Source organism: Armatimonadota bacterium (genome assembly GCA_013359125.1).
In the GTDB taxonomy this organism is placed as follows: Bacteria; Armatimonadota; Fimbriimonadia; order Fimbriimonadales; family GBS-DC; genus JABWCR01.
The window spans coordinates 69,992-90,860 of record JABWCR010000001.1; the positions used below are offsets into that span (position 1 = coordinate 69,992).

At 59.2% G+C, this 20,869-nt stretch carries 20 protein-coding genes; 8 read left to right on the forward strand and 12 right to left on the reverse strand.

The genetic code is table 11. From position 1 onward, the window contains the following. Positions 1–15 precede the first annotated feature (15 nt). Together HUU60_00350 and HUU60_00355 are read right to left on the reverse strand one after the other, a co-directional pair. Positions 16–504, reverse strand: a complete 489-nt coding sequence (locus HUU60_00350) for a hypothetical protein (GenBank protein NUL81157.1) — start codon at positions 502–504, stop codon at positions 16–18. A gap of 76 nt (positions 505–580) precedes the next feature. After that, a complete protein-coding gene (locus tag HUU60_00355; GenBank protein NUL81158.1) occupies positions 581–2,737 on the reverse strand; it encodes a DNA polymerase in 2,157 nt (718 codons plus the stop codon). Positions 2,738–2,761: 24 nt separating this feature from the next. Here HUU60_00355 and HUU60_00360 point away from each other — a divergent pair, with 24 nt between their 5' ends. Beyond that, positions 2,762–3,376, forward strand: a complete 615-nt coding sequence (locus HUU60_00360; GenBank protein NUL81159.1) for an aminoacyl-tRNA hydrolase — start codon at positions 2,762–2,764, stop codon at positions 3,374–3,376. Here HUU60_00360 and HUU60_00365 read toward each other — a convergent pair. The 3 genes from HUU60_00365 to HUU60_00375 are packed head-to-tail and all read right to left on the reverse strand — an operon-like array spanning position 3,345 to position 4,872. Beyond that, positions 3,345–3,932, reverse strand: a complete 588-nt coding sequence (locus tag HUU60_00365; GenBank protein NUL81160.1) for a hypothetical protein — start codon at positions 3,930–3,932, stop codon at positions 3,345–3,347. The two genes, HUU60_00360 and HUU60_00365, sit on opposite strands and share 32 nt — an antisense overlap. Beyond that, the gene (locus HUU60_00370) at positions 3,926–4,330 is read right to left on the reverse strand and encodes a zf-HC2 domain-containing protein (GenBank protein NUL81161.1); all 405 of its coding nucleotides are present in this window, start codon (positions 4,328–4,330) and stop codon (positions 3,926–3,928) included. Before HUU60_00370 ends, HUU60_00365 begins: the two co-directional genes overlap by 7 nt. After that, the gene (locus HUU60_00375; GenBank protein NUL81162.1) at positions 4,327–4,872 is read right to left on the reverse strand and encodes a sigma-70 family RNA polymerase sigma factor; all 546 of its coding nucleotides are present in this window, start codon (positions 4,870–4,872) and stop codon (positions 4,327–4,329) included. Before HUU60_00375 ends, HUU60_00370 begins: the two co-directional genes overlap by 4 nt. A gap of 119 nt (positions 4,873–4,991) precedes the next feature. Here HUU60_00375 and HUU60_00380 point away from each other — a divergent pair, with 119 nt between their 5' ends. Both HUU60_00380 and HUU60_00385 read left to right on the forward strand, forming a co-directional pair. Continuing rightward, positions 4,992–5,819: a PspA/IM30 family protein gene (locus HUU60_00380; protein NUL81163.1), complete on the forward strand. Its 828-nt coding sequence runs from the start codon at positions 4,992–4,994 to the stop codon at positions 5,817–5,819. 3 nt (positions 5,820–5,822) lie between these two features. Next, positions 5,823–6,257, forward strand: a complete 435-nt coding sequence (locus tag HUU60_00385) for a hypothetical protein (protein NUL81164.1) — start codon at positions 5,823–5,825, stop codon at positions 6,255–6,257. Between the two features lie 34 nt (positions 6,258–6,291). Here HUU60_00385 and HUU60_00390 read toward each other — a convergent pair whose 3' ends face one another. Next, complete coding sequence (locus tag HUU60_00390) at positions 6,292–8,037, reverse strand: hypothetical protein (protein ID NUL81165.1); 1,746 nt, start codon at positions 8,035–8,037, stop codon at positions 6,292–6,294. Positions 8,038–8,170: 133 nt separating this feature from the next. Between HUU60_00390 and HUU60_00395 the strand changes: the two genes are divergently transcribed. From HUU60_00395 to HUU60_00405, 3 genes are read left to right on the forward strand one after another with little or no spacing between them, the layout of a single operon-like run. Next, entirely contained in the window at positions 8,171–8,821 is a 651-nt protein-coding gene (locus HUU60_00395; protein ID NUL81166.1) for a hypothetical protein, read from the forward strand. Then, positions 8,821–9,765, forward strand: coding sequence for an ABC transporter permease (locus HUU60_00400; GenBank protein NUL81167.1), 945 nt, complete (start codon positions 8,821–8,823; stop codon positions 9,763–9,765). The genes HUU60_00395 and HUU60_00400 overlap by 1 nt, the downstream gene beginning before the upstream one ends. A 10-nt stretch (positions 9,766–9,775) precedes the next feature. Further along, the gene (locus tag HUU60_00405) at positions 9,776–10,597 is read left to right on the forward strand and encodes an ABC transporter substrate-binding protein (protein NUL81168.1); all 822 of its coding nucleotides are present in this window, start codon (positions 9,776–9,778) and stop codon (positions 10,595–10,597) included. On the opposite strand, the gene murJ is transcribed toward HUU60_00405, so the two are convergent. The 3 genes from murJ to HUU60_00420 form a co-directional block, all read right to left on the reverse strand. Beyond that, positions 10,565–12,130 (reverse strand): murein biosynthesis integral membrane protein MurJ, encoded by a 1,566-nt coding sequence (murJ, locus tag HUU60_00410; protein NUL81169.1) that lies wholly within the window; start codon positions 12,128–12,130, stop codon positions 10,565–10,567. The genes HUU60_00405 and murJ overlap by 33 nt on opposite strands. Positions 12,131–12,173: 43 nt before the next feature. Then, on the reverse strand, positions 12,174–14,579 hold the full coding sequence (lon, locus tag HUU60_00415) for an endopeptidase La (GenBank protein NUL81170.1): 2,406 nt from the start codon (positions 14,577–14,579) through the stop codon (positions 12,174–12,176). 62 nt (positions 14,580–14,641) lie between these two features. Further along, a complete protein-coding gene (locus HUU60_00420; GenBank protein ID NUL81171.1) occupies positions 14,642–15,055 on the reverse strand; it encodes a hypothetical protein in 414 nt (137 codons plus the stop codon). Between the two features lie 115 nt (positions 15,056–15,170). Here HUU60_00420 and HUU60_00425 point away from each other — a divergent pair, with 115 nt between their 5' ends. After that, the gene (locus tag HUU60_00425; protein ID NUL81172.1) at positions 15,171–17,348 is read left to right on the forward strand and encodes an SBBP repeat-containing protein; all 2,178 of its coding nucleotides are present in this window, start codon (positions 15,171–15,173) and stop codon (positions 17,346–17,348) included. Then, positions 17,348–17,926, forward strand: a complete 579-nt coding sequence (locus HUU60_00430; protein ID NUL81173.1) for a HEAT repeat domain-containing protein — start codon at positions 17,348–17,350, stop codon at positions 17,924–17,926. Before HUU60_00425 ends, HUU60_00430 begins: the two co-directional genes overlap by 1 nt. Before the next feature lie 171 nt (positions 17,927–18,097). Here the strand turns inward: HUU60_00430 and HUU60_00435 are convergent, their stop codons facing one another. The 3 genes from HUU60_00435 to HUU60_00445 all read right to left on the reverse strand — a co-directional run bounded on the left by HUU60_00435 (position 18,098) and on the right by HUU60_00445 (position 20,754). After that, positions 18,098–19,393, reverse strand: coding sequence for an acetyl-CoA hydrolase/transferase family protein (locus HUU60_00435; GenBank protein ID NUL81174.1), 1,296 nt, complete (start codon positions 19,391–19,393; stop codon positions 18,098–18,100). Positions 19,394–19,588: 195 nt separating this feature from the next. Beyond that, entirely contained in the window at positions 19,589–20,140 is a 552-nt protein-coding gene (locus HUU60_00440) for a hypothetical protein (GenBank protein ID NUL81175.1), read from the reverse strand. Then, positions 20,074–20,754 carry a hypothetical protein gene (locus HUU60_00445; protein NUL81176.1) on the reverse strand — a complete coding sequence of 227 codons (681 nt, stop codon included), beginning with the start codon at positions 20,752–20,754 and terminating at the stop codon, positions 20,074–20,076. Before HUU60_00445 ends, HUU60_00440 begins: the two co-directional genes overlap by 67 nt. Positions 20,755–20,869: the final 115 nt, after the last annotated feature.

Below are 20,869 nucleotides of genomic sequence, written 5' to 3' on the forward strand. Positions count from 1 at the left end.
GTCTGATCTCTGGTCTTAGCGGCTAAAGGTTCGATGGAACACTTCGATGTTACCGCGAACGACGGGGCCGCGGAACGCATACGGCTCGCCGCGCTCAGGCGTAAAGGTGAATCCCAGATAATCCGGATCATCGCCCTCGCCGGCATCATGGGCTCGACCTTGAATGGCTCCGGTCGTTCGTCGAACGCCCTGAGGGGTTCGAACGACCATCGTGCCATGGCCCGTCCACTCGGCTGTGTCCTCGCCAACGCCCAATCGACCCAGACGCACCATCGTAATCTCGATGGCGGCTCGGCGGTCTCGATTGACTGTTCGGAACACAAAGTGCCCGTCGATCTGCGACCGATCGCCACAAGTTACTCGCTTGGCGGCCAGACGAAACTCGCCATGTCGATCTTCCGTTCCCGCCACGCCAAAACCGTGCACGCCGTCAACATTGCACTCGATGGCGAAAGCGAACGTCGCCATGGCCACAAGGCCCAAGACTAAGCTTTTTCGAAACATAACCTACCTCCTTTGGTGTGGGGACAAAAATTCTCCCATGTTGGGTAGACGATGAGTTCGCCTGTTTGTTCACTAATTATAACTCGAAAAGGCTCTGTTGCTCCGAGAAAAGCGCTTTGGGCGGCGGAACCCGCTTGTCGAACTCAGGGATCGCCTCCTCCAGCCGCTTGGCGAAACGGTAAAGCTTATCCAGATACTTTTCGCGATCCTCGTCGTTCTTGTATTCCTCGATCCTTGCCAGCACGTTGCCCTGCCGCACATAAACCCTCAAAAACTCGCCTACGCTGGCATCGCCGACCACGGGTCGAGACCGCTTGCTTTGAAAGGTCTTGGCCGTAACCCTCTCTCGCTTGGCCAAGGAATCGACTGGAAACTCGCCATTCTTGATCTTGGTCGCATAGTTGCGATAGATAGTCGTAATTCCGTCAAGGTCCTCTCGAAAGATCGCATCGACCATCTCGGCGATAAAGTCCCGTCCAAATCGCTCGTCTGCTCGGTTTCGCAACGAGGCGCCTTTGAAGATCTTGTGGCCCAAGTAGCTTTCTAAAACGTAGTTCTTGATCTTTAGCGAGAGCATGCCTTTGTACCGCCCGTCGTGAACCAGCCGGATGGACTCAGGCAAGCCTTCCGCCGCCTTGGCGATGAGTTCTCTTTCTTGCGCCTCTGTCGTTGCAGCGTCGGGCGGTCGGAAGTAGATGCCGTCCGTATCGATTTCGACCACCTGACAACCCAGTTTCTCTAGTCGCTCTGCCGCGTCCTTAACGATCTGCTGGCCGTGCACGGTAACTCGCGCTGCCGCGTTGTAATCATTAAACCGAAAGGGGCCGCCCAAGTAGCCATAGAAGGAATTGATCAGAACCTTCAAAGAGCCTTGCAACCCGTCCCAATAGGCTGCCTGCTCGCCTTCCTCCTTGGCCTTTCGCTTGGCTTCCAATCGCTGCTGGGTCAGAGTCTTAAGAGCCGGCAAGAACGCGTCCAAACTGTCCACGCTCGGCTTGATTCCGTACTCCAACATGATGCTGGGATACAGGCTCTCCACGTCGGCTTTGACGATCGGTCTTGCGAGGCCGATGATCCGCGCCTCGGTGTATCCGCCCGGAAATCCTCTTGGAACATCCGGCAGCGGCATGGCGGTGCCTTGGCTCAAGTAGGCTCGGGTCAGCAGGAGATCGACCTTCTCGCCCGTGCCCGTAACCGCGACGTTTTGCAGACTCTCGGGCAGCGCTTGGGTTTGATAGAACTCTGTGGCCAGCGTCAGCTCGGCCAGTCTTGCGGTCTCTCTCACGTCTTGCACGGCGTACTTTGTAACCTTGTCCGGGTCGCTCTTGTAGATAGCGGCCAGTTCGGCGCCTTCCAGATAAACCCGATCGGGTTCGGCCAGTCCCAAGGCGATGGTCGCCGGCTTCAAGCCATAGGACGCCAGGTCGCCCCGCGCCGCATCCCATCGCTGCAGCGATAAATAGGTATCCAAGAGATGCCGGCCGTGCACGTATGCAGGCACGAAAGAACGAGTGTACGGCCCGATCGGGCAGTTGCGTCGTTGACCGAAAGTCATGGCCGAACCGTCTCGCCCCAAGGCGAGCGGCACGCCGCACTGTCGCGCCCGCTCGGCCAGATACCCGACATCGAAACCAAAGAGGTTGTGCCCCTCGATGGTATCCGGGTCGCGCTTCTGTATCAGGTCGACAAACCTTTCCAGAATCTCGGTTTCCTCGCCCACGAGCGCTTCTTCGAACCCTTGAGTATCGCGAACAGCGATCATAAAGATTCGGTTTTGGGGCGGTTTGGGGTTTAGATCGACCGTCTCAAGATCGACTTGCATACGAAGCAGATTGTCGAACGCCATTCCCTTGAACAGCGTGATGCCTGTTCGCGCCAGGAAGTTGCGGGCGGGCGAGGCATAAGCGATCATCTCCGCGCGCAGGTCGCTCAGAGCGCGGCGCCCGTTCAAGAATGCGTCCCAATCTTCGAACTCGGCCAGCTGTGCGATATATCCACGGTCTGGTACAGGCGCAGTGGGCATTGACAGCTCCGTCCAGGCGCACTTGGGCAGGTCGGTTCTTCTGTCCGCAATCAGCCAAGGCACGAAGCGCGCCGTTTCCTTCGAAACAACCCCTTGCTCGCGCCGATAGAGAATCGCCTCGCTGCCGTTTGGCTCGACCGCGACGATTCGCTCGCTCGAATCCTGACCGTACAAAAGCGCGTCGGGGTTCATATCGCCAAGTGTACCCATGGCCGCCTCGGTATAATCGCCGCCATGCGCCTTGGCTTCAAACGACGCGAGACTGTCGATCGCCTCATTGTGGGATTGGGCAACCCCGGCCCCGACTATGCGGGCACGCGGCACAATGTCGGATTCTGGGTCGTTTCCGCTTTGGCCAAGCGTCATGGGATCGCTTTAGACCAACATCGATGCCGCAGCCGATATGGCCTGGGCAAGATTGGCGACAATAAAGTAATCCTTGCTCAGCCGATGACCTTTATGAACCTGAGCGGGGAGGCGGTTTCGCAATTGATGAAGCATTATTCGGTCGGCCTGGACGCGCTTCTAATCGTTTACGACGATGCGGCGCTGCCCGTCGGTACGCTTCGCATCCGCGCATCCGGCTCGTCCGGCGGACAAAAAGGCATGAAGTCGATCATCTCTTGGGTTGGCGGAGAAGAGTTCGCCCGGCTGCGGGTCGGCATTGGCTCTCCGGGGCAGTCCGATGAGATGGTCGATCATGTGCTGTCGCAGTTTTCGGAATCGGAGCGCCCCATTGTAGAAGAGACGATCGAGCACGCCGCCGATGCCGTCGAAGCCTGGCTTTCGACGCCGATCGATCAGGCGATGGGTCGATTTAATCGTTCGTTTTTGCCGGAATCGGATTAGAGCGCCCGCCCCACCAAGCGCCCGCGGCCAGACAGAGCCAGTAGGCCATCAACGCCCAGCCGATCACCGGTACGCCGCCGATCAGCGCGGGCACTATCGAGCCTAACAGAACCAGTGCCCCGGTCGATGCGTCGGATCGCCCAAACGCCCGAGCCATCCCCTCGCCGATCGCGGTGGCTACTGCGCCCCAGCCCATCAAGACGATGCTCAACGCCCCGAACCACGTCGCCAGACCGAACAGCGCGGGTAAACCCGAATTGCCGCCCTGCCCCTTGATCTGTTCCGAAACCATGATAAGCGCGATTCCGATCAAGATCAGCACGGCGAGCAGACCCAGGCCTACGTAGAAACTCTTGCTGCCGTCCTGAACGACGCGCTTGAACTCGAGATGGTGGCGCTCCGAACGCAATGAAACGCTTAACAGCCCAAAGCCGACCATGATCGGATAGGCCAAGAATGGGAAGAGCCAGATCAGCGCCCCCGCGCCGTCGGATTGGGCGTTCGCGCTCGAAACAAACCCGGCAAAAGCCACCACCAGTAGAAGTCGGTTTACCATTGAGAGATCAACCTCCAGGCGTGATTGGCGCCGTTGCTGACCCATTCGAAGGGCGCAGCGACCGATCGTTGAGGGTCTGCCGCTATCCCGGCGATCATTTGGCGATCTGGCGCAAACTGTATCGACAACGCAACCGGCAAAGCAACTAACAGCCAAAGCGCGGCGGCTCGCATCGGTGCCCAAACTTCTGATCTTGCTGTCCAATATGGCCGTGCGGGCGGAGCGTTCAATACGGGCATGCCCGCGATAAAGTCGGACACGGCTTGCCACTCGCGCATTGCCTCGCGACAGCTCTCGCACGATCGCAAATGCTCGGCTGCTCGCGCTACCTCGGTCGGGTCGAGATATCCTTCGGCGTAGTCGTGAATGCGCTGCAAATCGCATCTATCGTTCGTCATTCTTGCCACCCTTCTTCCTTCAGCCAGATTCTCAAATTCTCTCTTGCTCGGAACAGCCAGGTCTTGATCGTTCCGACCGGCGCGTTCAGCGCTTGGGCTACTTCTGCCACGTCCAAACCCTCCCAATATCTCAGCAGAGCGGCTGCGCGATGATCCGGCTGCAAGCGAAGCAACAACCTCTGCAGAGTTCTTTCCCGCTCGCGCTGCTCAACGCGCTCGTCCACGCCTGTTTCGGGCCGCCAAGCCTTGCCATATCGCTCGACTTTGGCGATGTCCGACTTGCGATCCCTGATCGCGTTCAAGCACAGGCGCGCCGTCAGGTTTAGAAGCCACACTCCGAACGGCCGCTCGGGATCGTACATAGCCAGCCGTGTGTACGCCCGCATCAGCGCATCCTGGGTCAAGTCCTCGGCTTGACTCGCCGAGCCTAACATTCTGAACGCCAGGGTGTAAACCCGGTCGCGATAGCGTCGCGCCAATTCGTCAAAGGCTTCCCTGTCCCCATTGGCGCACAGTACGGCCAAGGCGCGGTCGTCTTTCATTCTCTGTCGCTAAGTCTACACGGCGTCGCCCGGTCGGGTTTCACCCTCAATAGCGCCGGATTCAAAGCGCCCATCTGCCATACTATCTGGGTTATCTCGCTTCAGAGGAGCATCGATGCATGTTTAAGGCGATTGGAAGGCTGTGGCGCTACTTAGTAGCGTGGTTTACGGGCAAGGTGGAGAGCCTGGAAGACCCGGACGTTTTGTTGGACCAGGCACGGCGCGAAATGCAAGAGGCCCTGGCCAAGAATCGCGAGCGCGCAATCCAAGCGATCACCCAGAAGAACCTGTTGCAGGCCGAGGTCGAGAAGCTTGAGAAGGTAACGCGCGACCTAAATGCTAAAGCCGAACTCGCGCTCAAACAGGGCAATCGAGAGCTTGCCATGCAACTGGTGAGAGAAAAGAAGGCTCAAGAGGGCGCGCTGGTCAGCATGAAGGAATCGCTCCAGACGGCCGCCCAGACGGTCGAGTCGGTCAAAACCGCGATCAGACGACAAGAGGAAGAAACCCGCGTCAAGACCGCTCAAGCCTTGGCCATGAAAGCGCGTTGGAAGCAAGCTCAGGTTCAGACCGCGATCAACAAGGCATTGGAAGGACTGAGCGTCGAGAACATCGAATCGAGCTGGGAGACCGCTTCTCAAAAGATTCAGCGCGCCGAAGCCGAAACAAAGGCTCGCTCCGAAATGGCGTCTAACAGTCTGACCGGCCGCCTCGCAGAGCTTCAAGACGCTCAAGTCGACGTCGAAGCCGAGGAAGAACTGAAAAAGATGGAAGAGCGGCTTGGTCTCCGAACCGCAGAAGCGGAGGCCGTCGTCGAGCAGACCGTCAGCGTTGGCGGCGACGCTCCGGCAGCGGCTCCCAACATCGCCGAATCGGACGTGCTGAAGGAATTGGACGAGCTGGAACAGAAGATTCAGAGCGGACAAAGCGAAACGAAAGAGCCATAGAAAATGTCGATAGGCAAGCGCATCGGCCGGATCGCCTCTGGCTACTTGGATCAGACGTTGCGTCGTCTTGAGGACTTAGACTCTGCCATGGACCCGACGGGGATCCATCGCGCCGAGGCCGAGAAGGAGTTCCTCGATTCGATGGAACAGCCTCGACCGTTGCCCGAAAAGCCAAAGACTGTCGAAGCTCCCGACCCAACGACCACCGAGACGCTCTGCTACAAAACCTTAGGGTTGAAAGAGGGCGCCGCGCTGACCGAAGTCCGTACGGCCTATGCCGAGATTGCGCAACGAGCCGACCCATCGAAGTATGAGGAAGGAACGGAAGAGCGCGCGAAGGCCGAATCGATTAGGGATCGGGTGGATAGAGCCTATCAGTACCTGTTAAAAAAGCTCGACCCTTCGGTCGAGCGATTTAGCGAAATCGACATCCCATAGCCCGGAGCTATTAGCCCCGGGCCATGGATTTCTCTTAGTCTCCGGACGTGCCGAAGTTCTCTAGAACGATCGCCAGGTCCGTGTCGTCCACAATACCGTCTCCATTCAGATCAACCGGATCGCCGGTAACCTCGCCAAAGCGCTCCAACACCAAGGCCAGATCGGTGTCATCGATGACGTTGTCGCCGTTCACGTCTCCCAGAATCAGCGACAGATTTACGACAACGTTGCCCAACAGGGTTACCGAAGAGAAGCGCTTGATCAAGAAGCGAGGCGCGCTGTACTTGAGATTGTACAGTCCCGGATCGTTGACGTTGACCGAATAGCCGGCAGAGCCGTTCAGCGCTCCGCTCGCCGTCTGACGAACCGAGTTATTGAACGGGTTGATCATATCGACCGTCAGGTTAACGGTCGTCGGGCTGGCTGCATAGCCGTCCATCGTTACGGTACCGGACAAGTTGGTGGCCGCTTTTGGCGTAGACAGCCACACTTGGAAGGAGCCGTCGCCCATCATCGCGCCCCACAGCATCTGTCCAGCGGCGTTGATCGCCAGAGGGAACGATTCGACGCTGACGCCGATGGCCGCCATGGTCAAGTTGGTATTGGCGCTGCCGTTGAAGAAGAACAGGTGATACTTTTCGCCTGTGGTCGGCAGGCTCTTGCCTTGCCACAGCACGTTGCTACCGGTTCCTAGCCAAAGGCCGTAAGCGTCTCGCGCGTTGGTGCCCAAAGTTGGCCGAGAGATGTTTACCGTAGTTGTGCTTCCTGCCGCTGTAATGAGCGCATCCCAGTAGTAGGAGGTATTGGCGCCGGAGCCGTCCCAAATCGCAGCGCCGGCGGCGTTTAGCATCACGGGCATTGCGTCGTGGTCGGCGGTGCCCAAGGGCGTTCGGCTGATATTGGTCGAGCCGCGAAACACGTCAAAGTAGTTGGTCGTGGCGGTTCCGAATCCGCGCCAAAGCGAGGTGCCGTCCTCCGAAATCATGCCGCCTTGCGCGTCTCGCGTCGTGCCGCCCAGAGGCGTTGATGAGACGTTGGCCGCATCGACGAACACGTCGTTAAAGTTCGATGTGGTCGCTCCAAAGCCCTCCCACATCATTTGACCGGCCGTGTTCACATCGATCGCCCGGCTGCTTCTTCCGGCGCCCAGGCCAGAGCTCATATTCGTCGTACTAGAGCTTGCCAAATTGGTCTTGAAGGCGTCTCTCAAGCCCGAAGTGTTTCCGCCGTAGCCGTCCCAGGCCAAAAAGTCGCCGGCTATCGAGACGGGAAAAGCGTCCCGATTGTTGCCCAGCACAGCCGACGAGAGGTTGGTAGAGCCTACGAACACATCGTAGAAATTGCCGTTGTTCGCTCCCCGTCCGGACCAGATGGGCGTCCCGTCAGACTTGAAGCCAAAGGCCAGGGCATCGCGGTTGTTACCCAGTACCGTTGCAGATACGTTGCTGGCGTTCACAAACACGTCGAAGAAACTGGAAGTCGCAGGGCCGCGGCCTTCCCAGATCAAATTGCCGTTCGGAGCCATCTGGATAGGCCGAGCCTCTCGCGATCCCGAACCCAAAATCGACTCGGTGTAGTTGTTATTCTGGGTAATCCAATAGATATCGAAGGTCGTGGGCGTTGTCGAGAGCGAAGCGGACCATGCAGGGATGCCACTCTCGCTCAGGACGCCGTTCAGCACGTCAAACAGGTTCTCCCCAAGTTTTTGGTGGGAGTAGGGTTGGGCACAGACGGAGGCGACTAAAGCGCTCGCGCACGCACAGACAAGGGCAATTCGCATTCCTTTACACCTTCCTTTCCGGGTCAAGTTGGTACAGGATAGTATATCACAGTTTGGGCCGATGCAGGCCCGTGGCCTTGACGGGATTCTTCACAAATGCGCTCCTCGGGTACACTTGCCCAGGGGTCGCGGGTTGCAAAGAAAGCGAACGGTCAAGATAGTCTTCGGAGTCGTCCTGATCCTCATCATTGTTTGGGTGGCGGACGCGGGCCTTGCCGTCCGAAGGATGCAGAGCGCAAAGTTTGAAGCCCTCGAACCGTCAAACTTTACAATCCTTGGATTTGACGCGCAGATCGCAGAGGAGAAGAAGTGGCGCGTGATCGTTCAGAATGAAGTTCCTGCGATCTACGAAGCGCGCGAAGAGGACTTTCGGGCTCCGGACAATCCCGACACACGAGGGGACGCCGAGCGCAAGCGAATAGAGGCGAACGATGTGCTGCGAGCTATGCCGACAGTTCTGACCGAAGCCCACATCGCATCCGGACGAACCAAACTGAAGGGTCGAGACGCGCTTAGAGGCGAATACTACGCGCTTTCGCTCCGTTTGACCGAGGAGGGTCGCAGCCGCCTCTGGACCTATTGCCGAAACCGGGTCGGCCAACAGATGCTTCTATATGTCGGCGATCAAGCATGGTCCGCGCCCGTCATCACCAACGAGATCGCCAGCCAACTTTGGCTCATCTCGCGCTTCTCTCCCTTCGAATCGTCCGATCTCGAGATCGGCCCCTTCTTCGACGAGGAGATTCCCGAAGAACTTCTGAAAGCCGCGCTCAAGAAGCCGTGATGCGAACGCTGGCGCGCCTTTGGGAGCGACACCAAACATGGCTCGCGCCTCTCTCCTCGCTCTTGATCCTGATGACGGCGTTTGCCATCATCGAGCCGCGATTCTCCGACCCGGACAACTTGCGCACGGTCGCCCTGCAGACCGCGACCGGCGGCGTTCTGGCTATCGCACAAACTCTGCTGATCGTCTGCGGCGCGATCGATCTCTCGGTCGGCTCGGTCATGGCGCTCAGCGCTGTGATGGGCGGCCTGACGCTCAAATCCGGCCATCCCGCTTTTGTCGCGGCGCTTGCCTGCCTAGCCACGGGCCTTGCCTGCGGCTTTGTCAATGGTTGGATCACGGTCAAGCTGCGCGTGCCCGCCTTCATAACGACATTGGGCATGATGGGCGCCGCGCGCGGTCTCGCTCTTCAGTTTTCTGGCGCTTCCACGGTCTACTGGTCGCAGCCGGCGCTCTCGACCTTAAGCGACGATACTTATCTCGGTCTTGCTCTGCCCGTTTGGATGCTGATCGCGGTCGCCTTGATCATTGGCGTCGGGCTTGCGAAAACGGTTCCGGGCAGGTACGCTTATGCTATTGGGAGCAATGCCGAAGCCGTTCGGTTGGCCGGAGTGCGCGTCTCCCGTTACCAGATCGGGTACTTCATGATAGCCGGTTTGCTGGTCGGACTGGCGGGTCTCATGACCATGGCCCGCACCGGCGTGGCCGAGCCGACCGCGGGCGAGGGCGACGAGCTAAAGGCCGTCGCCGCTTCCGTTATAGGGGGCGCCTCGTTGATGGGCGGACAAGGAACCGTGCCCGGCGCTCTGTGCGGAGCATTTTTGATGGAGGCGCTGCGCAACGGATGCAACTTGCGCGATGTGTCGGTAGAGTGGCAGAAGGTCGTGATCGGCGCGCTCATCGTGGCCGCCGTCGCAAGAGACCGTTTTAGACGAAAGGAATAGCGGAGGAGCGATGACCATAAGAGTGGGGCACAGCCCCGATGCAGACGATGCTTTCATGTTTTGGGCGCTGGCCAACGGCCAGGTCGAATCGCCCTTTCAGTTCGAGCACATACTGAAAGACATCCAAACGCTGAACGACTGGGCGCGCGAAGGACTATTGGAAACGACCGCCGTCTCCGTTCACGCTTATGCCCATGTGGCGGATAAATACGCCGTGCTGCGGCACGGCGGCAGCTTTGGAGACGGATACGGACCGATGCTGGTCAGCCGCGAGCCGCTTGACAAAGAGGCTATCGCCGGCCTGGAAATCGCGGTTCCCGGCCCGCTCACCAGCGCTTATCTGGCTCTGCAGCTCTATCTTCCCAATCCCAAAGTCAAGTTCCTGCCGTTCGATCAAATCGTGCCGGCTGTGCAAAGGGGCGACATTCCGGTCGGCCTGATCATTCATGAAAGCCAATTGACTCACCAACAAGAAGGGCTTCATTTAATCGAGGACTTGGGCGCATGGTGGAAGCGAGAGACCAACGGGTTGCCCCTGCCGCTCGGCGTTAACGTTGTGCGAAAGGATTTGGGCGACGAGGCAATGCAAGAGATCGCCCGCTGTATGAGAGAGACCATCCGCCTTGGACTGGAGCGGCGAACCGAAGCGCTGGCATACGCCATGCAGTTTGGACGAGGACTGGACGTTGAGACGGCCGATCAGTTTGTCGGGATGTACGTGAACGAGCTGACCCAGGACATGGGCGAGCGCGGACTGCAGGCTATTCGCCTCTTCCTCCAGATGGGCGCAGAGAGAGGCTTAGTCCCTCCCGTCGCCCTCCGCCTGGCCTGAGCCTTTTCGAGCCAAGAACTTACGCACGTACTGGGCTTCGGACAAGCCCAGTCGCTGGGTTGCCTGCCAATAGAGCGCCATGCCTGCGCCGCCCAGCGCAAGCAGGATAAAGAGCGAGGCAAGATTCGGCTGGAAATCGCTCAGCCAATCGGCTACGGTATCACGGGCGAAGAAGCAGCCGCCGCCGATCAGAAGCGACGCTCCGGCGCATATGCCGATATGCCTGAGCAACGGTTGGGGCTCGACGCTCCCCTCCGACGCGGGCACGCGCCGCCCCAGCACGATCAACATGCTGACCATCTGCATCGTCGCGGCGATCGAGACCGCCAATGCCAAGCCTGTCGGCCCCATCTCCATCTTGATCATCAGAAGCCATGCCAAAGGCACAAACGCCAATGTTGCAATGCTGCCGATAAGGGTCGGCGTCAACCCGTCTTGAAGAGAGAAAAACGCCCGCGCTACCAAGGCTTGGCCCGCCCAGGCGAACAGCCCCAGCGAAAACGCGCGCAGCGCTGAGGCCACCAACTCGGTGTCCGATGGCTTAAACTTTCCGTACTGCAAAAACAGCCGCCCTACATCGTCCGCCAGCGCAAAGAGCAGAGCGGTCGCCGGAAGACAGAGATACCAAACCAAGCGCAAACCGTTCCGAAGCACAAGCCTAAACGTCTTCCAATCCTGCTCTGCCGCCAATCGAGACATCACCGGAAAGATCGCCAACCCGACCGCCTGGCCCACAATCCCCAACGGCGCCTGCATTTGACGGTTGGCGTTGTCCAATGCAGAGATAGAGCCTTCTGGCAAGTGCGAGCCGAACATCCGCAAGATCAGCATGTAGATGCCCGGTAATGACAGCCCGAACATCACCGGCAGCATCATCTTGAAGACTTGTCTTGCGCCGGGGTCCTTCAGATCGATTTTTCGGTTCAATCTCGACCCGAGCCGGCGCATCGCCCACAAGGGCAACAAGACGTTTCCGACAAATGCCCCCAGTAAGGCGCCCCAAGCCAAACCCGCAATGCCAAACGGTCCGGCCAGCGCCAGTCCGCCAAAGATGATGCCGACATTGTAAACGTTCGGGCCTAGCGCGGGAACAAGATACTCATTGCGGGAATAGAGCGTGGCCATCATCAGGCCGCCCGCCAAGAAGAAAATCTGCGAAGGCAGCACGATCCGCGTGAGCGATGTCGTCATCTCCAAACGTTCCGAATCAAAGCCCGAGAACATGACCGACACCAACCATGGCGCGAACACCTCTGCGACGACGACCAACACGCCGACGACCGACATCATCAGGATAGCGACCGTTGAAAAAATCCTCCAGGCGGCCTCTTCTTGCTTCAGCTGCAAATGCCTGGAAAAGACTGGAATCAGCGCAGACGAGAGCGCGCCGCCCGCAACCATAAAGTAGAGCAGGTCGGGCAATTGAAAGGCTGCGCGATAGGCGTCGGTTTGCTCGTTCTGGCCGAACTGAAACGCAATGACGGTATCGCGCAGTTGGCCGAGCACGCGGCTCATAAAAATGGCGAACATCATGAACGCCGACGCCCTTAGCCAACCTTTGCCGCTATCCGGCATCTCAGCCGGTCTTCAGCGCAGGTCGCTTCGTTCCGCCGGCCAGCGCCAGCGGCAAGACCTGATCCATGTGCTTGACCAAGTGGAACGTCATCGCGCTCTTTACCTGCTCTGGGATCTCCTCCAAATCGCGCTCGTTCTCAAAAGGCACGATCACCTCGTAGATGCCCGCTCGATGTGCCGCCAACGACTTCTCTTTCAGCCCGCCAATCGGCAGCACTCTACCGCGCAAGGTGATCTCGCCCGTCATCGCCACATCTCTCCGAACGGGCCGCCCGGTAAGCGCCGAGGCCAATGCCGTCGCCATGGTGATGCCTGCCGAAGGGCCATCCTTGGGCACCGCGCCCGCCGGCACATGAAGATGAATGTCGTACTCGCGGTAGAAATCCAGGCTAAGCCCCAAGGATTCCGCTCTCGATCGAACATAGGTGATCGCAGCTTGCGCCGATTCCTTCATCACGTCGCCCAGTTGACCGGTCAGGGTGAACTTGCCCTCGTGCCCCTTTACCAGCGTAACCTCGATCGAGACCGTGTCGCCGCCAAACTCGGTGTAAACCAGTCCGGTCGCCACGCCCACCTCGTCCTGCTCTTCTTTAGCGCCGTATCGAAACCGACCCGCGCCCAAGAACTCCGGTACCATATTCGCCTTCACTCGCACCGCTTTCGGTCCGCTTTCGGCTACTCGGCGTGCCACTTTGCGACAGATCGACGCCAATTCTCTTTCAAGATTTCGGACGCCCGCCTCACGAGTGTATTCTCGGATCACCCGCATGATCGCGTCGTCGTCGAACTTGAGCAGTTTGGCCGTCAAACCATGCTTCTCCAGATTTTTCGGCACTAAGAAACCCTTAGCGATCATCAGCTTCTCAGCCTCGGTGTAGCCAGGGAAGGAGATAACCTCCATTCTATCGCGCAACGGCGCAGGGATGGTGTCCAATAGGTTCGCCGTAGTTACGAACATCACGTCCGAGAGATCGAACGGCGCCTCTAAGTAGTGATCGGAGAACCGGTCGTTCTGCTCGGGGTCCAAGGCCTCCAACAGCGCCGCTGTCGGATCGCCGCGAAAGTCGTAGCCCAATTTATCGATCTCGTCCAGCATGAACACGGGGTTGTTCGATCCGGCCTGGCGCATACCCTGAATGATTCGGCCCGGCAAGGCTCCGATATAGGTGCGCCGATGGCCGCGTATCTCCGCCTCGTCGCGCACGCCGCCCAACGAGACTCTCACAAACTTCCTGCCCAGCGCTCGCGCGATGGATCGTCCAAGGCTGGTCTTGCCAACGCCTGGCGGCCCGACAAAACAGAGAATCGGTCCCTTCAGCGACCCGGAAAGCTTCCGCACGGACAGAAACTCCAAAATGCGCTCCTTCACCTTTTCCAATCCGTAATGGTCTTCGTCCAATATCCTCTGCGACTCGGCGATATCGACCATGTCCTCGGTCTTGACTTGCCAAGGCAAAATGATCAGCCAATCGAGGTAGGTGCGAATGACCGAGCCTTCGGGCGAGGCGAACGGCATCTTCTCCAGTCGATCGACTTCTTTGTACGCTCGCTCGGCGACTTCCTCTGGCATCCCCGACTGCTCGATTTTTTTGCGATACTCCTCAACCTCGCTCGCCTTTTCGTCGCGCTCGCCCAACTCTTGCTGGATCGCCTTCATCTGCTCGCGAAGGAAGTACTCGCGCTGGGTGTCGCCCATCTCCTCTTCGACTCGGTCGCGAATCTTCTGCTGAACCTCGATCACTTCCAACTCGCGGCGCAATATTCGAACTAAGGCGTCCAGCCGTTCGCGCACGTCCAAAGTCTCCAAAACTTCTTGCTTAGACTGGAATTTGAGCGGTAGAAAGTGCGCGATCGTATCGGCCAATCTTCCGGGCTGCTCGATATACATGACGGCGGGAATCGTCTCGGGCGGCACGCTTCGTTCGTTCTGCACGATGTTCTCGAACAGAGAGACCGCCATTCTCATCCGCGCCTCGATCTCTGTCGCGCTGCGCGGCTCGCGAGCGTGCATCGGCTCGATGCGCGCTCTTAAAAAGGGATCTGTCTGGGAGATGCCGATCAGCCTCGCGCGCTCTAATCCGCGAAAGACGACGCGCAAAGTGCCGTCGGGCACCTGCAGCACCTGAATGATCTCGGCAACGATCCCTACGGGATAGAGATCGCCTTCGGACGGTTCTTCGACTCCGACCTCCATCTGGGCGACCATAAACATCAGCTTGTGCTCTTCTAAGGCGGTTTCGGCCGCGCGCAACGACTTTTCTCTTCCGACCAACACCGGCGCCAGCATCTGGGGAAAGTAGACGTTGTCCCGAATGGGCAGAAGCGGCAGATCGGTCGGTATCGAGGGTCGGCGGCTGCGTCGAACCGGCTTCTTGGCCTTTTTGACCTCAGTCTCAACTTGGCTCATATGGTAGGTAGAGATTACCTCATGAGTCGCTGGTCGCTTCTTGACGAATCATTTCGTCGTTCCTATTGCCAGAAATGACGATCCAGCCGCTCCAGATTGCAGAAGCGAGCGCGAGAAAGGGGCCGACGCCCCTTGTAGCCTCGATCGATAAGATAAACGAAATCGAGTGCGCCGCTGCGAGAATCGGAAGAAGCACTAGAGCCAATGGTCGCTGGGTCTGCTTGGCCAACAACAAGCAGTATGGCAATTGGAACGAACGCGATCGCCGCAACGCCGAGCCAGTTAGGGGCATAAACATTGAATAGTTCGACCGACTCTCGCGCAGTGAGTTCGACAGTCAAATCTGGGCCCACAAGCCTGTTGGTAATCTCCCCCAACGCCCCGCCAATTTCTATCGGAACTACCGCCCATGTCGTAAACAGCGCAACCAACGCCGGTACTGTCGCCAACAATGCATTGACGAAGAGGCTCTTCATGATACGCTTAATTCGGCCTATTTGCTTAGAATCCCGCCGCCCCGATTCGCCTTGTCAGAGTTGTGTCAGACCCCTTTGGCAAACTATCGCCAAACGACAAACGGAGGCATCTGACATGCAAAGAAACCAATCGGCGATCCTCGCCTTAAGCATCACCGTCGCGACGCTCATCGCGTCTGCGGCCAACTCGCAAGCCGTCCTCGCCTGGGCCGGAAGAGAAACCGGCCCCGGCAACGACTTTGACATCGTAACCGACATGGCCGTCGACTCGCAAGGCCATGTCTACACGACCGGGTATTCCGCCGGACCTAACGGCCACGACATGTTCACCGTCAAATATCATTGGAACGGCGCCCGACTCTGGTCGCATCGCTACAATGGTTCGGCCAACACCAACGATTACGGCCGCGGCCTCGCTATCGACTCGCAAGACAACATCTACGTGGTCGGCAGCACGAACGAGGTTGGTCAAGGCTCTATCATGCGCATCGTCAAGTACAGCCCTCAAGGCTATGCGCTGTGGTCCAATGCCTACAACTCGCCCGATGGCGGGGATGCGTTCTACGATGTTAAAATCGGCCCAGACGATAAGCCCATCGCGACCGGCACGGGCGGCACAGGCAGCTGCATCACGATCAAGTACGACCAGAACGCCTCGACGGAGTGGCTGGATGGCTACAACAATACCGGCGTGCCCAGCGGCCTTGACATTGGCCTTGCTCTGACCATCGATGCAGCCGGCAACTGCTACGTCGTCGGCAACACTTACAACGGAATGCGCGGCGACGACATGCTCTTCCTTAAGTACAATGCCGCAGGAACCAGACAGTGGGTGCGGCTGTACAACGGGCCGTACGGCGCCAACTCCAGCATCAACCTCGGTTTCTACATCGAAGACAGCGCGCTCGATTGTGCCGTGATGAACGTGAGCGGCACAAACTATCTCTACGTCGCCGGTTATGCGACGACCGCTGTTGCGAACAACGTTGCCACGGTCGGCCAGGTCATCCTCAAGATGGACGCGGGCAACGGCTCGAACCTCGCGACCGTTGTGGGCAACCCGGCCAGCGGCCAGTTCGATTTCAAGCGACTGGCGGTCTGGTCTTCGGATCAGCGCGTCTACGCAGCAGGTTCCCGCGGATGCTATGCGTTCGACGCCAACTTGAACGTCGTCTGGTTCAATCCGACCGCCAGCGCAGATGTGGCGACCGACATCGATGGAGAGCCGGTTTTCCTAGACGGAGCCACTAGCGACGCTCGCGTTACTAAGATCAACAAGTTCAACGGTCAAGTTCGATGGTCGGCGGCCTATGACGGCGGCGGCAGCGAGAGCCCGGTGCGCGTCGCTTTGGACAGCCTCGGACGAGTCTACGTCGGGACAACCTCGCAAGGCGCCGGTCAAGACATGGTCGTCGCCCAGTTCGTCCAAGCGCCCTATGCCAAGATCAGCTTTAGCCACCCGATTCACGACCTCGCCGATGTCTACATCGGCCTGGGCAATCCCGACAATCCGATCTTTTTGAAAAAGGTCTGGGACGGCGAGAATCACGGCTCGGGCGAGCGCACGGTCTACCTGCCGTTGCGCGACAAGCACTGGTTCTACCAAACGCCGAGCGAGACCGTGGTCTACTTTGGCAAAGTAACCGATGCCAACGGCGACGCAGAAGGCGCGCTAACCGGCTTTAGTATCGTCAGCGGCGGCGCGACGTATGCGAGCGGCAATGCGCCGACCGACGTGCCGGCCAACTCCAGCGCGATGGCCTACATCCCCACGCGCCAGAGCAAAACCGCGCTTGTCCGCATCGACCATCCAAATCGAGGCGACCTGAGAGTTGAAGTCGGCGCGGGCGACCCCGATTCGCCGTCTTATGTCAAGTTGGTAACCCAATACACCGGCAGCGGACTGCCGGGCATGTGGTGCCAAGTAGACCTGACGGCGGCCTCCGCAATGCTCCCGCCTAGCTACCAGAATCGTTGGTGGGTGCGCGTGTTCGACGGCGGTCTGGGCAATCAGGGCCACATCACCGTGTTCAAGACCTTGACCAACAATCTGATGCACTCGGCCAAGTGCCTGCCCGCGGCGATCCTCGACAATCAGCGAACCCTGGTCAGCATCCCTGGCGCCCCGGGCGATCTGAACTGCGATGGCTGCGTGGACGACTCGGATCTGGCGATCGTGCTCGGACAGTTTGGCGCTTACGGCCAAAACCTGAACGGCGATGCGAACGGCGACGGTGCGGTCGACGATGTCGATCTGGCTATCGTTCTGCAACATTTCGGAGAAGGTTGCTGATGGCCGCCCAAACCGAAAGCCAGCGAATGATCGACGCCCTGGAGAGCGACGACTGGCGCGAGAGGTTCGACGCGACCTACGCTCTCGGGATGATGAGCGAGGAGGACAACGTCCTCCCGCTCATCCGGGCGCTGGACGATCCGCACGAGATGATTCGAGGCGCCGCGGCAGGGGCGCTCGGCGTGATGCGCGACCCCAGAGCCTTCGAGCCGCTCTCCAAAGCGCTCAAGGACCCGGACAAGCATGTGCGCATGGTGGCCGCCGCAGCATTGGGCGAGACCTACGATCGGTTGGCCGTCGGCCCGCTGATCGAGGCTCTGCAGGACGAAGAGCCGGGTGTGCGAACAGCGGCGATCTATGCCCTAGGCTGGCTGAGCGACGAGCGCGCCATGCCAGCGCTGCTAGCGTCGCTCACCGACGATTGCGAGCATGTGCGCTTCCTGGCCGCCAAAGCCGTGGCCAACATCTGGAGCCCGGCTGCCGTTGAGCCGCTGCTGCCCATGATCGAAAGCGACGACCCCGCCGTCCGCCAAGAAGCCTCGATGCTTCTCAGCCGCCGCTACAGGGGAGAGTCGTAGACGTGGAACGCCGCCCTTCCGCCTGGCCCAAATGGCTCCCTGTATAGGCCGAGGGGCTCCGGGCTGGGTCTTCGCTTTGGCTCTCCGATCCCTCCGCGCCTGCCGTTTGGTGCGGAGGGCCCAGAGGAAGGCGCCTATCAGCATTGGAGCGTCCGGGGCGACTTGACCATCTCAAATCAGCTTCCGCTCTCGCGCCGCTTGCTCTAGCTCGTCCTGAAAGGCCGGGTCCGCAATAGCGATCAGGGCTTCCGCGCGTCGACGAAGGCTCATCCCAAACAGCCGCGCCGTACCGTGTTCGGTAACCACGCAGTCCACGTCCGCCCGCGTAGTCACCACGCCCGCTCCCTGTCGCAAAAAGGGCACAATGCGAGAAAACTGGCCGCCCTTGGCCGTGCTGGGCAACGCAATGATTGCCCGCCCTCCTTGCGACGCCGTAGCCCCGCGCACAAAATCCACCTGACCGCCTACGCCCGAATAGATCTCCGTACCGATCGAATCGGCGCACACCTGCCCGGTCAAATCGATCTCCAGCGCCGAGTTGACCGAAATCATCGAAGCGTTCTGACTGATAACGCTCGGATCGTTGACGTAATCGACCGGATGCGATTCGATCCCCGCATTGTCGTGCAAAAAGGCGTACAGTTCGGCCGAACCGAGCGCAAAAGTAATGACCGCTTTGCCCGGATGCAGCGTCTTCATGCGGCCGTTCGCAATGCCTTTCTGGATCGCGCGCATGGCGCCGTCCGACAGCATCTCGGTATGAATGCCCAGGTCGCGCGCGTCCTCCAGGGCTTCAAAGAGCGCGTCGGGCACGCCGCCAATGCCCATCTGCAGCGTCGCCCCGTTGGGGATCAAGCGCCGCGCGTGCTCGCCGATCCGCCGCTCCACATCGGTAACCTCGACCCGTGGCAATTCGGGCAGTGCTTGCTCGGCCTCCACAATAGCGTCCACATCGCCGACGCTCACAAAGCAATCGCCTAAAGCACGGGGCATCCGAGAATTGACCTGCGCGATAACCCGGCGCGCCGAGCGTATCGCCGCATTCGTGATGAGCGATTCGACGCCAAAACTCATCAAACCCTGGTTGTCGGGCGGGCTCGCCATAATCAAAGCGGCATCCAGCGGCACGATGCGGTCGTCGAAAAGACGCGGAATCTGATGCAGATGGATCGGCACATAATCGGCCCGGCCCTCCCGCACCGCCTGGCGGTCGCCCTTGCCCACAAACAGGCAGTTGTGCCGAAAAGCGCCCTCGCATTCGGGACTGGCCAGAGGATTGTCCCCCAACATTAGCATATGGGTGATTTCGACGCCGATCAGGTCGCCTGCCCGCTGGGCAAGAGCCGTCAACAGCGCCGTAGGCGTGGCGGCGTTGCCCGCTACGTAGAGCCTATCGCCCGAACGAATCGCCTCGACCGCCTGCTCGGCTGTTTGGAGCTTCGATCGGTAATCGTCCTGCCAGCGCATGGCGGTCGCTTAGACAACCTTCCTAAGACGATCGGACGAAACGAACCGGGCGGCGCGATCCCTCTTGGGCATAAATGGGATTATAGCGCCGCTCGCACAATCATGGACATACAGATCCGAACGCCCAAAGCATGGCCGCCAGGTCGGAATCGTCGATCCAGCCGTCCGCGTTGACGTCGCCCGCCGACCCCGGGTCTACCGATCGCCCGAATTGTTCAAGAACGATGGCCAAGTCCGCATCGTCAACATAGCCGCGTCCGCCCAGCCTTGGCAGTATCGAGCAATGATCCATGGATACGCGAGCGTGAGCCAAATCCCACCAACGGGATCGATCCAAACGTCTCGCGCAACGGTTACGTTGGTGCGAGGCCCTTCGTAGATGTGCTTCTCTATCAGGCTGCCGTCCAATGTATAACGCATCAGGTAAATGCTATGTTGGTTGCTGTGCGGCCCCCCTCCCATCGTTGCCGTTATCTGGCCTCTAGCATCTACCCTCGCCCGACCGAAACCGCCCAAGAAGCGATAATACGGTCTATAACTGATCTCGCGTTGAATCTCTCCGTCGGTCGTTACGGACAAAATGAGCGGCCGCCCTTCGTTCCAGTCCTTGATCCAAGAGACGCCGCCCGACGCTAAGATCGTCGTGCCGTGCACCTCCACATCGCTTGCCGAACCTTGGTTCAGGATTCCGTACGGAGCATAAAGAAAACTCCATCGGATCTGACCGTCAGGGCCGACCCGAGCCATGGGCAGGGCGGTGGATGGACCCCCAACATTGCTATTGCCTTGAGTGGCATGGCCGACAAAGACCAAGTCTCCTTCGTAGGTTGCAAGGCCGTATGCATTAAGACTCCCATCGAACTGATGGGGCGGTAGAGTTCGAAGTAGGGCCTCTCCGTCCCATCTGGAGCGTAGGCGCGACCTACCAGCGATGAGACATAGGGAGTCGCGTGGTCTAGCCTGCCGTTGCTCTTGCTGCCCAAGACGAAGACAACGTCCGATTCCGCGGAATAGATAATCCTCGACGCCTTGTTGCTGTGCCGTCTCAACTCTGCAGGCAGTCTCCTCGCCCACTCGAGTCGTCCATCAGGGCTCAATTTGTACACCGGCCAATGACTAACAAAGTTCATGTCGTCCGAATAGCCGCAGACATAGACGCCCCCTCGATCATCGACGGCGATGCGCCGAGGATCCTCAAAGAGCCACTGGCCGCTCGGCATCGACTCGAATTGGTGGGACCAAATCAGGTTGCCCTCTTTGTCGTGCTTAACGACGCAACTTGCCGAGATTCGCTCCGGATATTCCGTCCCGTAATCCACCATCCCGAGCGAAACGATCGAGCCGTCTTTGCCCTGCGCCATAGACCTCCCGTCAATTCTGCCGCGAGGAGGACTATAAGTCGAGCGCCAGATCAGCCGTCCGTCAGGAGCGTGCTTAGAAACGGAAAGGAATCTTCCCGAGGCATTGTTCCCATAG

Excerpts from the sequence above, each read along its gene's own strand:
- HUU60_00350 (NUL81157.1), bottom strand. The coding sequence starts at position 504 with ATGTTTCGAAAAAGCTTAGTCTTGGGCCTTGTGGCCATGGCGACGTTC.
- HUU60_00355 (NUL81158.1), bottom strand. The coding sequence starts at position 2,737 with ATGGGTACACTTGGCGATATGAACCCCGACGCGCTTTTGTACGGTCAG.
- HUU60_00360 (NUL81159.1), top strand. The coding sequence starts at position 2,762 with ATGCGCCTTGGCTTCAAACGACGCGAGACTGTCGATCGCCTCATTGTG.
- HUU60_00365 (NUL81160.1), bottom strand. The coding sequence starts at position 3,932 with ATGGTAAACCGACTTCTACTGGTGGTGGCTTTTGCCGGGTTTGTTTCG.
- HUU60_00370 (NUL81161.1), bottom strand. The coding sequence starts at position 4,330 with ATGACGAACGATAGATGCGATTTGCAGCGCATTCACGACTACGCCGAA.
- HUU60_00375 (NUL81162.1), bottom strand. The coding sequence starts at position 4,872 with ATGAAAGACGACCGCGCCTTGGCCGTACTGTGCGCCAATGGGGACAGG.
- HUU60_00380 (NUL81163.1), top strand. The coding sequence starts at position 4,992 with ATGTTTAAGGCGATTGGAAGGCTGTGGCGCTACTTAGTAGCGTGGTTT.
- HUU60_00385 (NUL81164.1), top strand. The coding sequence starts at position 5,823 with ATGTCGATAGGCAAGCGCATCGGCCGGATCGCCTCTGGCTACTTGGAT.
- HUU60_00390 (NUL81165.1), bottom strand. The coding sequence starts at position 8,037 with ATGCGAATTGCCCTTGTCTGTGCGTGCGCGAGCGCTTTAGTCGCCTCC.
- HUU60_00400 (NUL81167.1), top strand. The coding sequence starts at position 8,821 with ATGCGAACGCTGGCGCGCCTTTGGGAGCGACACCAAACATGGCTCGCG.
- HUU60_00405 (NUL81168.1), top strand. The coding sequence starts at position 9,776 with ATGACCATAAGAGTGGGGCACAGCCCCGATGCAGACGATGCTTTCATG.
- murJ (NUL81169.1), bottom strand. The coding sequence starts at position 12,130 with ATGATGTTCGCCATTTTTATGAGCCGCGTGCTCGGCCAACTGCGCGAT.
- lon (NUL81170.1), bottom strand. The coding sequence starts at position 14,579 with ATGAGCCAAGTTGAGACTGAGGTCAAAAAGGCCAAGAAGCCGGTTCGA.
- HUU60_00420 (NUL81171.1), bottom strand. The coding sequence starts at position 15,055 with ATGAAGAGCCTCTTCGTCAATGCATTGTTGGCGACAGTACCGGCGTTG.
- HUU60_00425 (NUL81172.1), top strand. The coding sequence starts at position 15,171 with ATGCAAAGAAACCAATCGGCGATCCTCGCCTTAAGCATCACCGTCGCG.
- HUU60_00430 (NUL81173.1), top strand. The coding sequence starts at position 17,348 with ATGGCCGCCCAAACCGAAAGCCAGCGAATGATCGACGCCCTGGAGAGC.
- HUU60_00435 (NUL81174.1), bottom strand. The coding sequence starts at position 19,393 with ATGCGCTGGCAGGACGATTACCGATCGAAGCTCCAAACAGCCGAGCAG.
- HUU60_00440 (NUL81175.1), bottom strand. The coding sequence starts at position 20,140 with ATGGCTCGGGTCGGCCCTGACGGTCAGATCCGATGGAGTTTTCTTTAT.
- HUU60_00445 (NUL81176.1), bottom strand. The coding sequence starts at position 20,754 with ATGGCGCAGGGCAAAGACGGCTCGATCGTTTCGCTCGGGATGGTGGAT.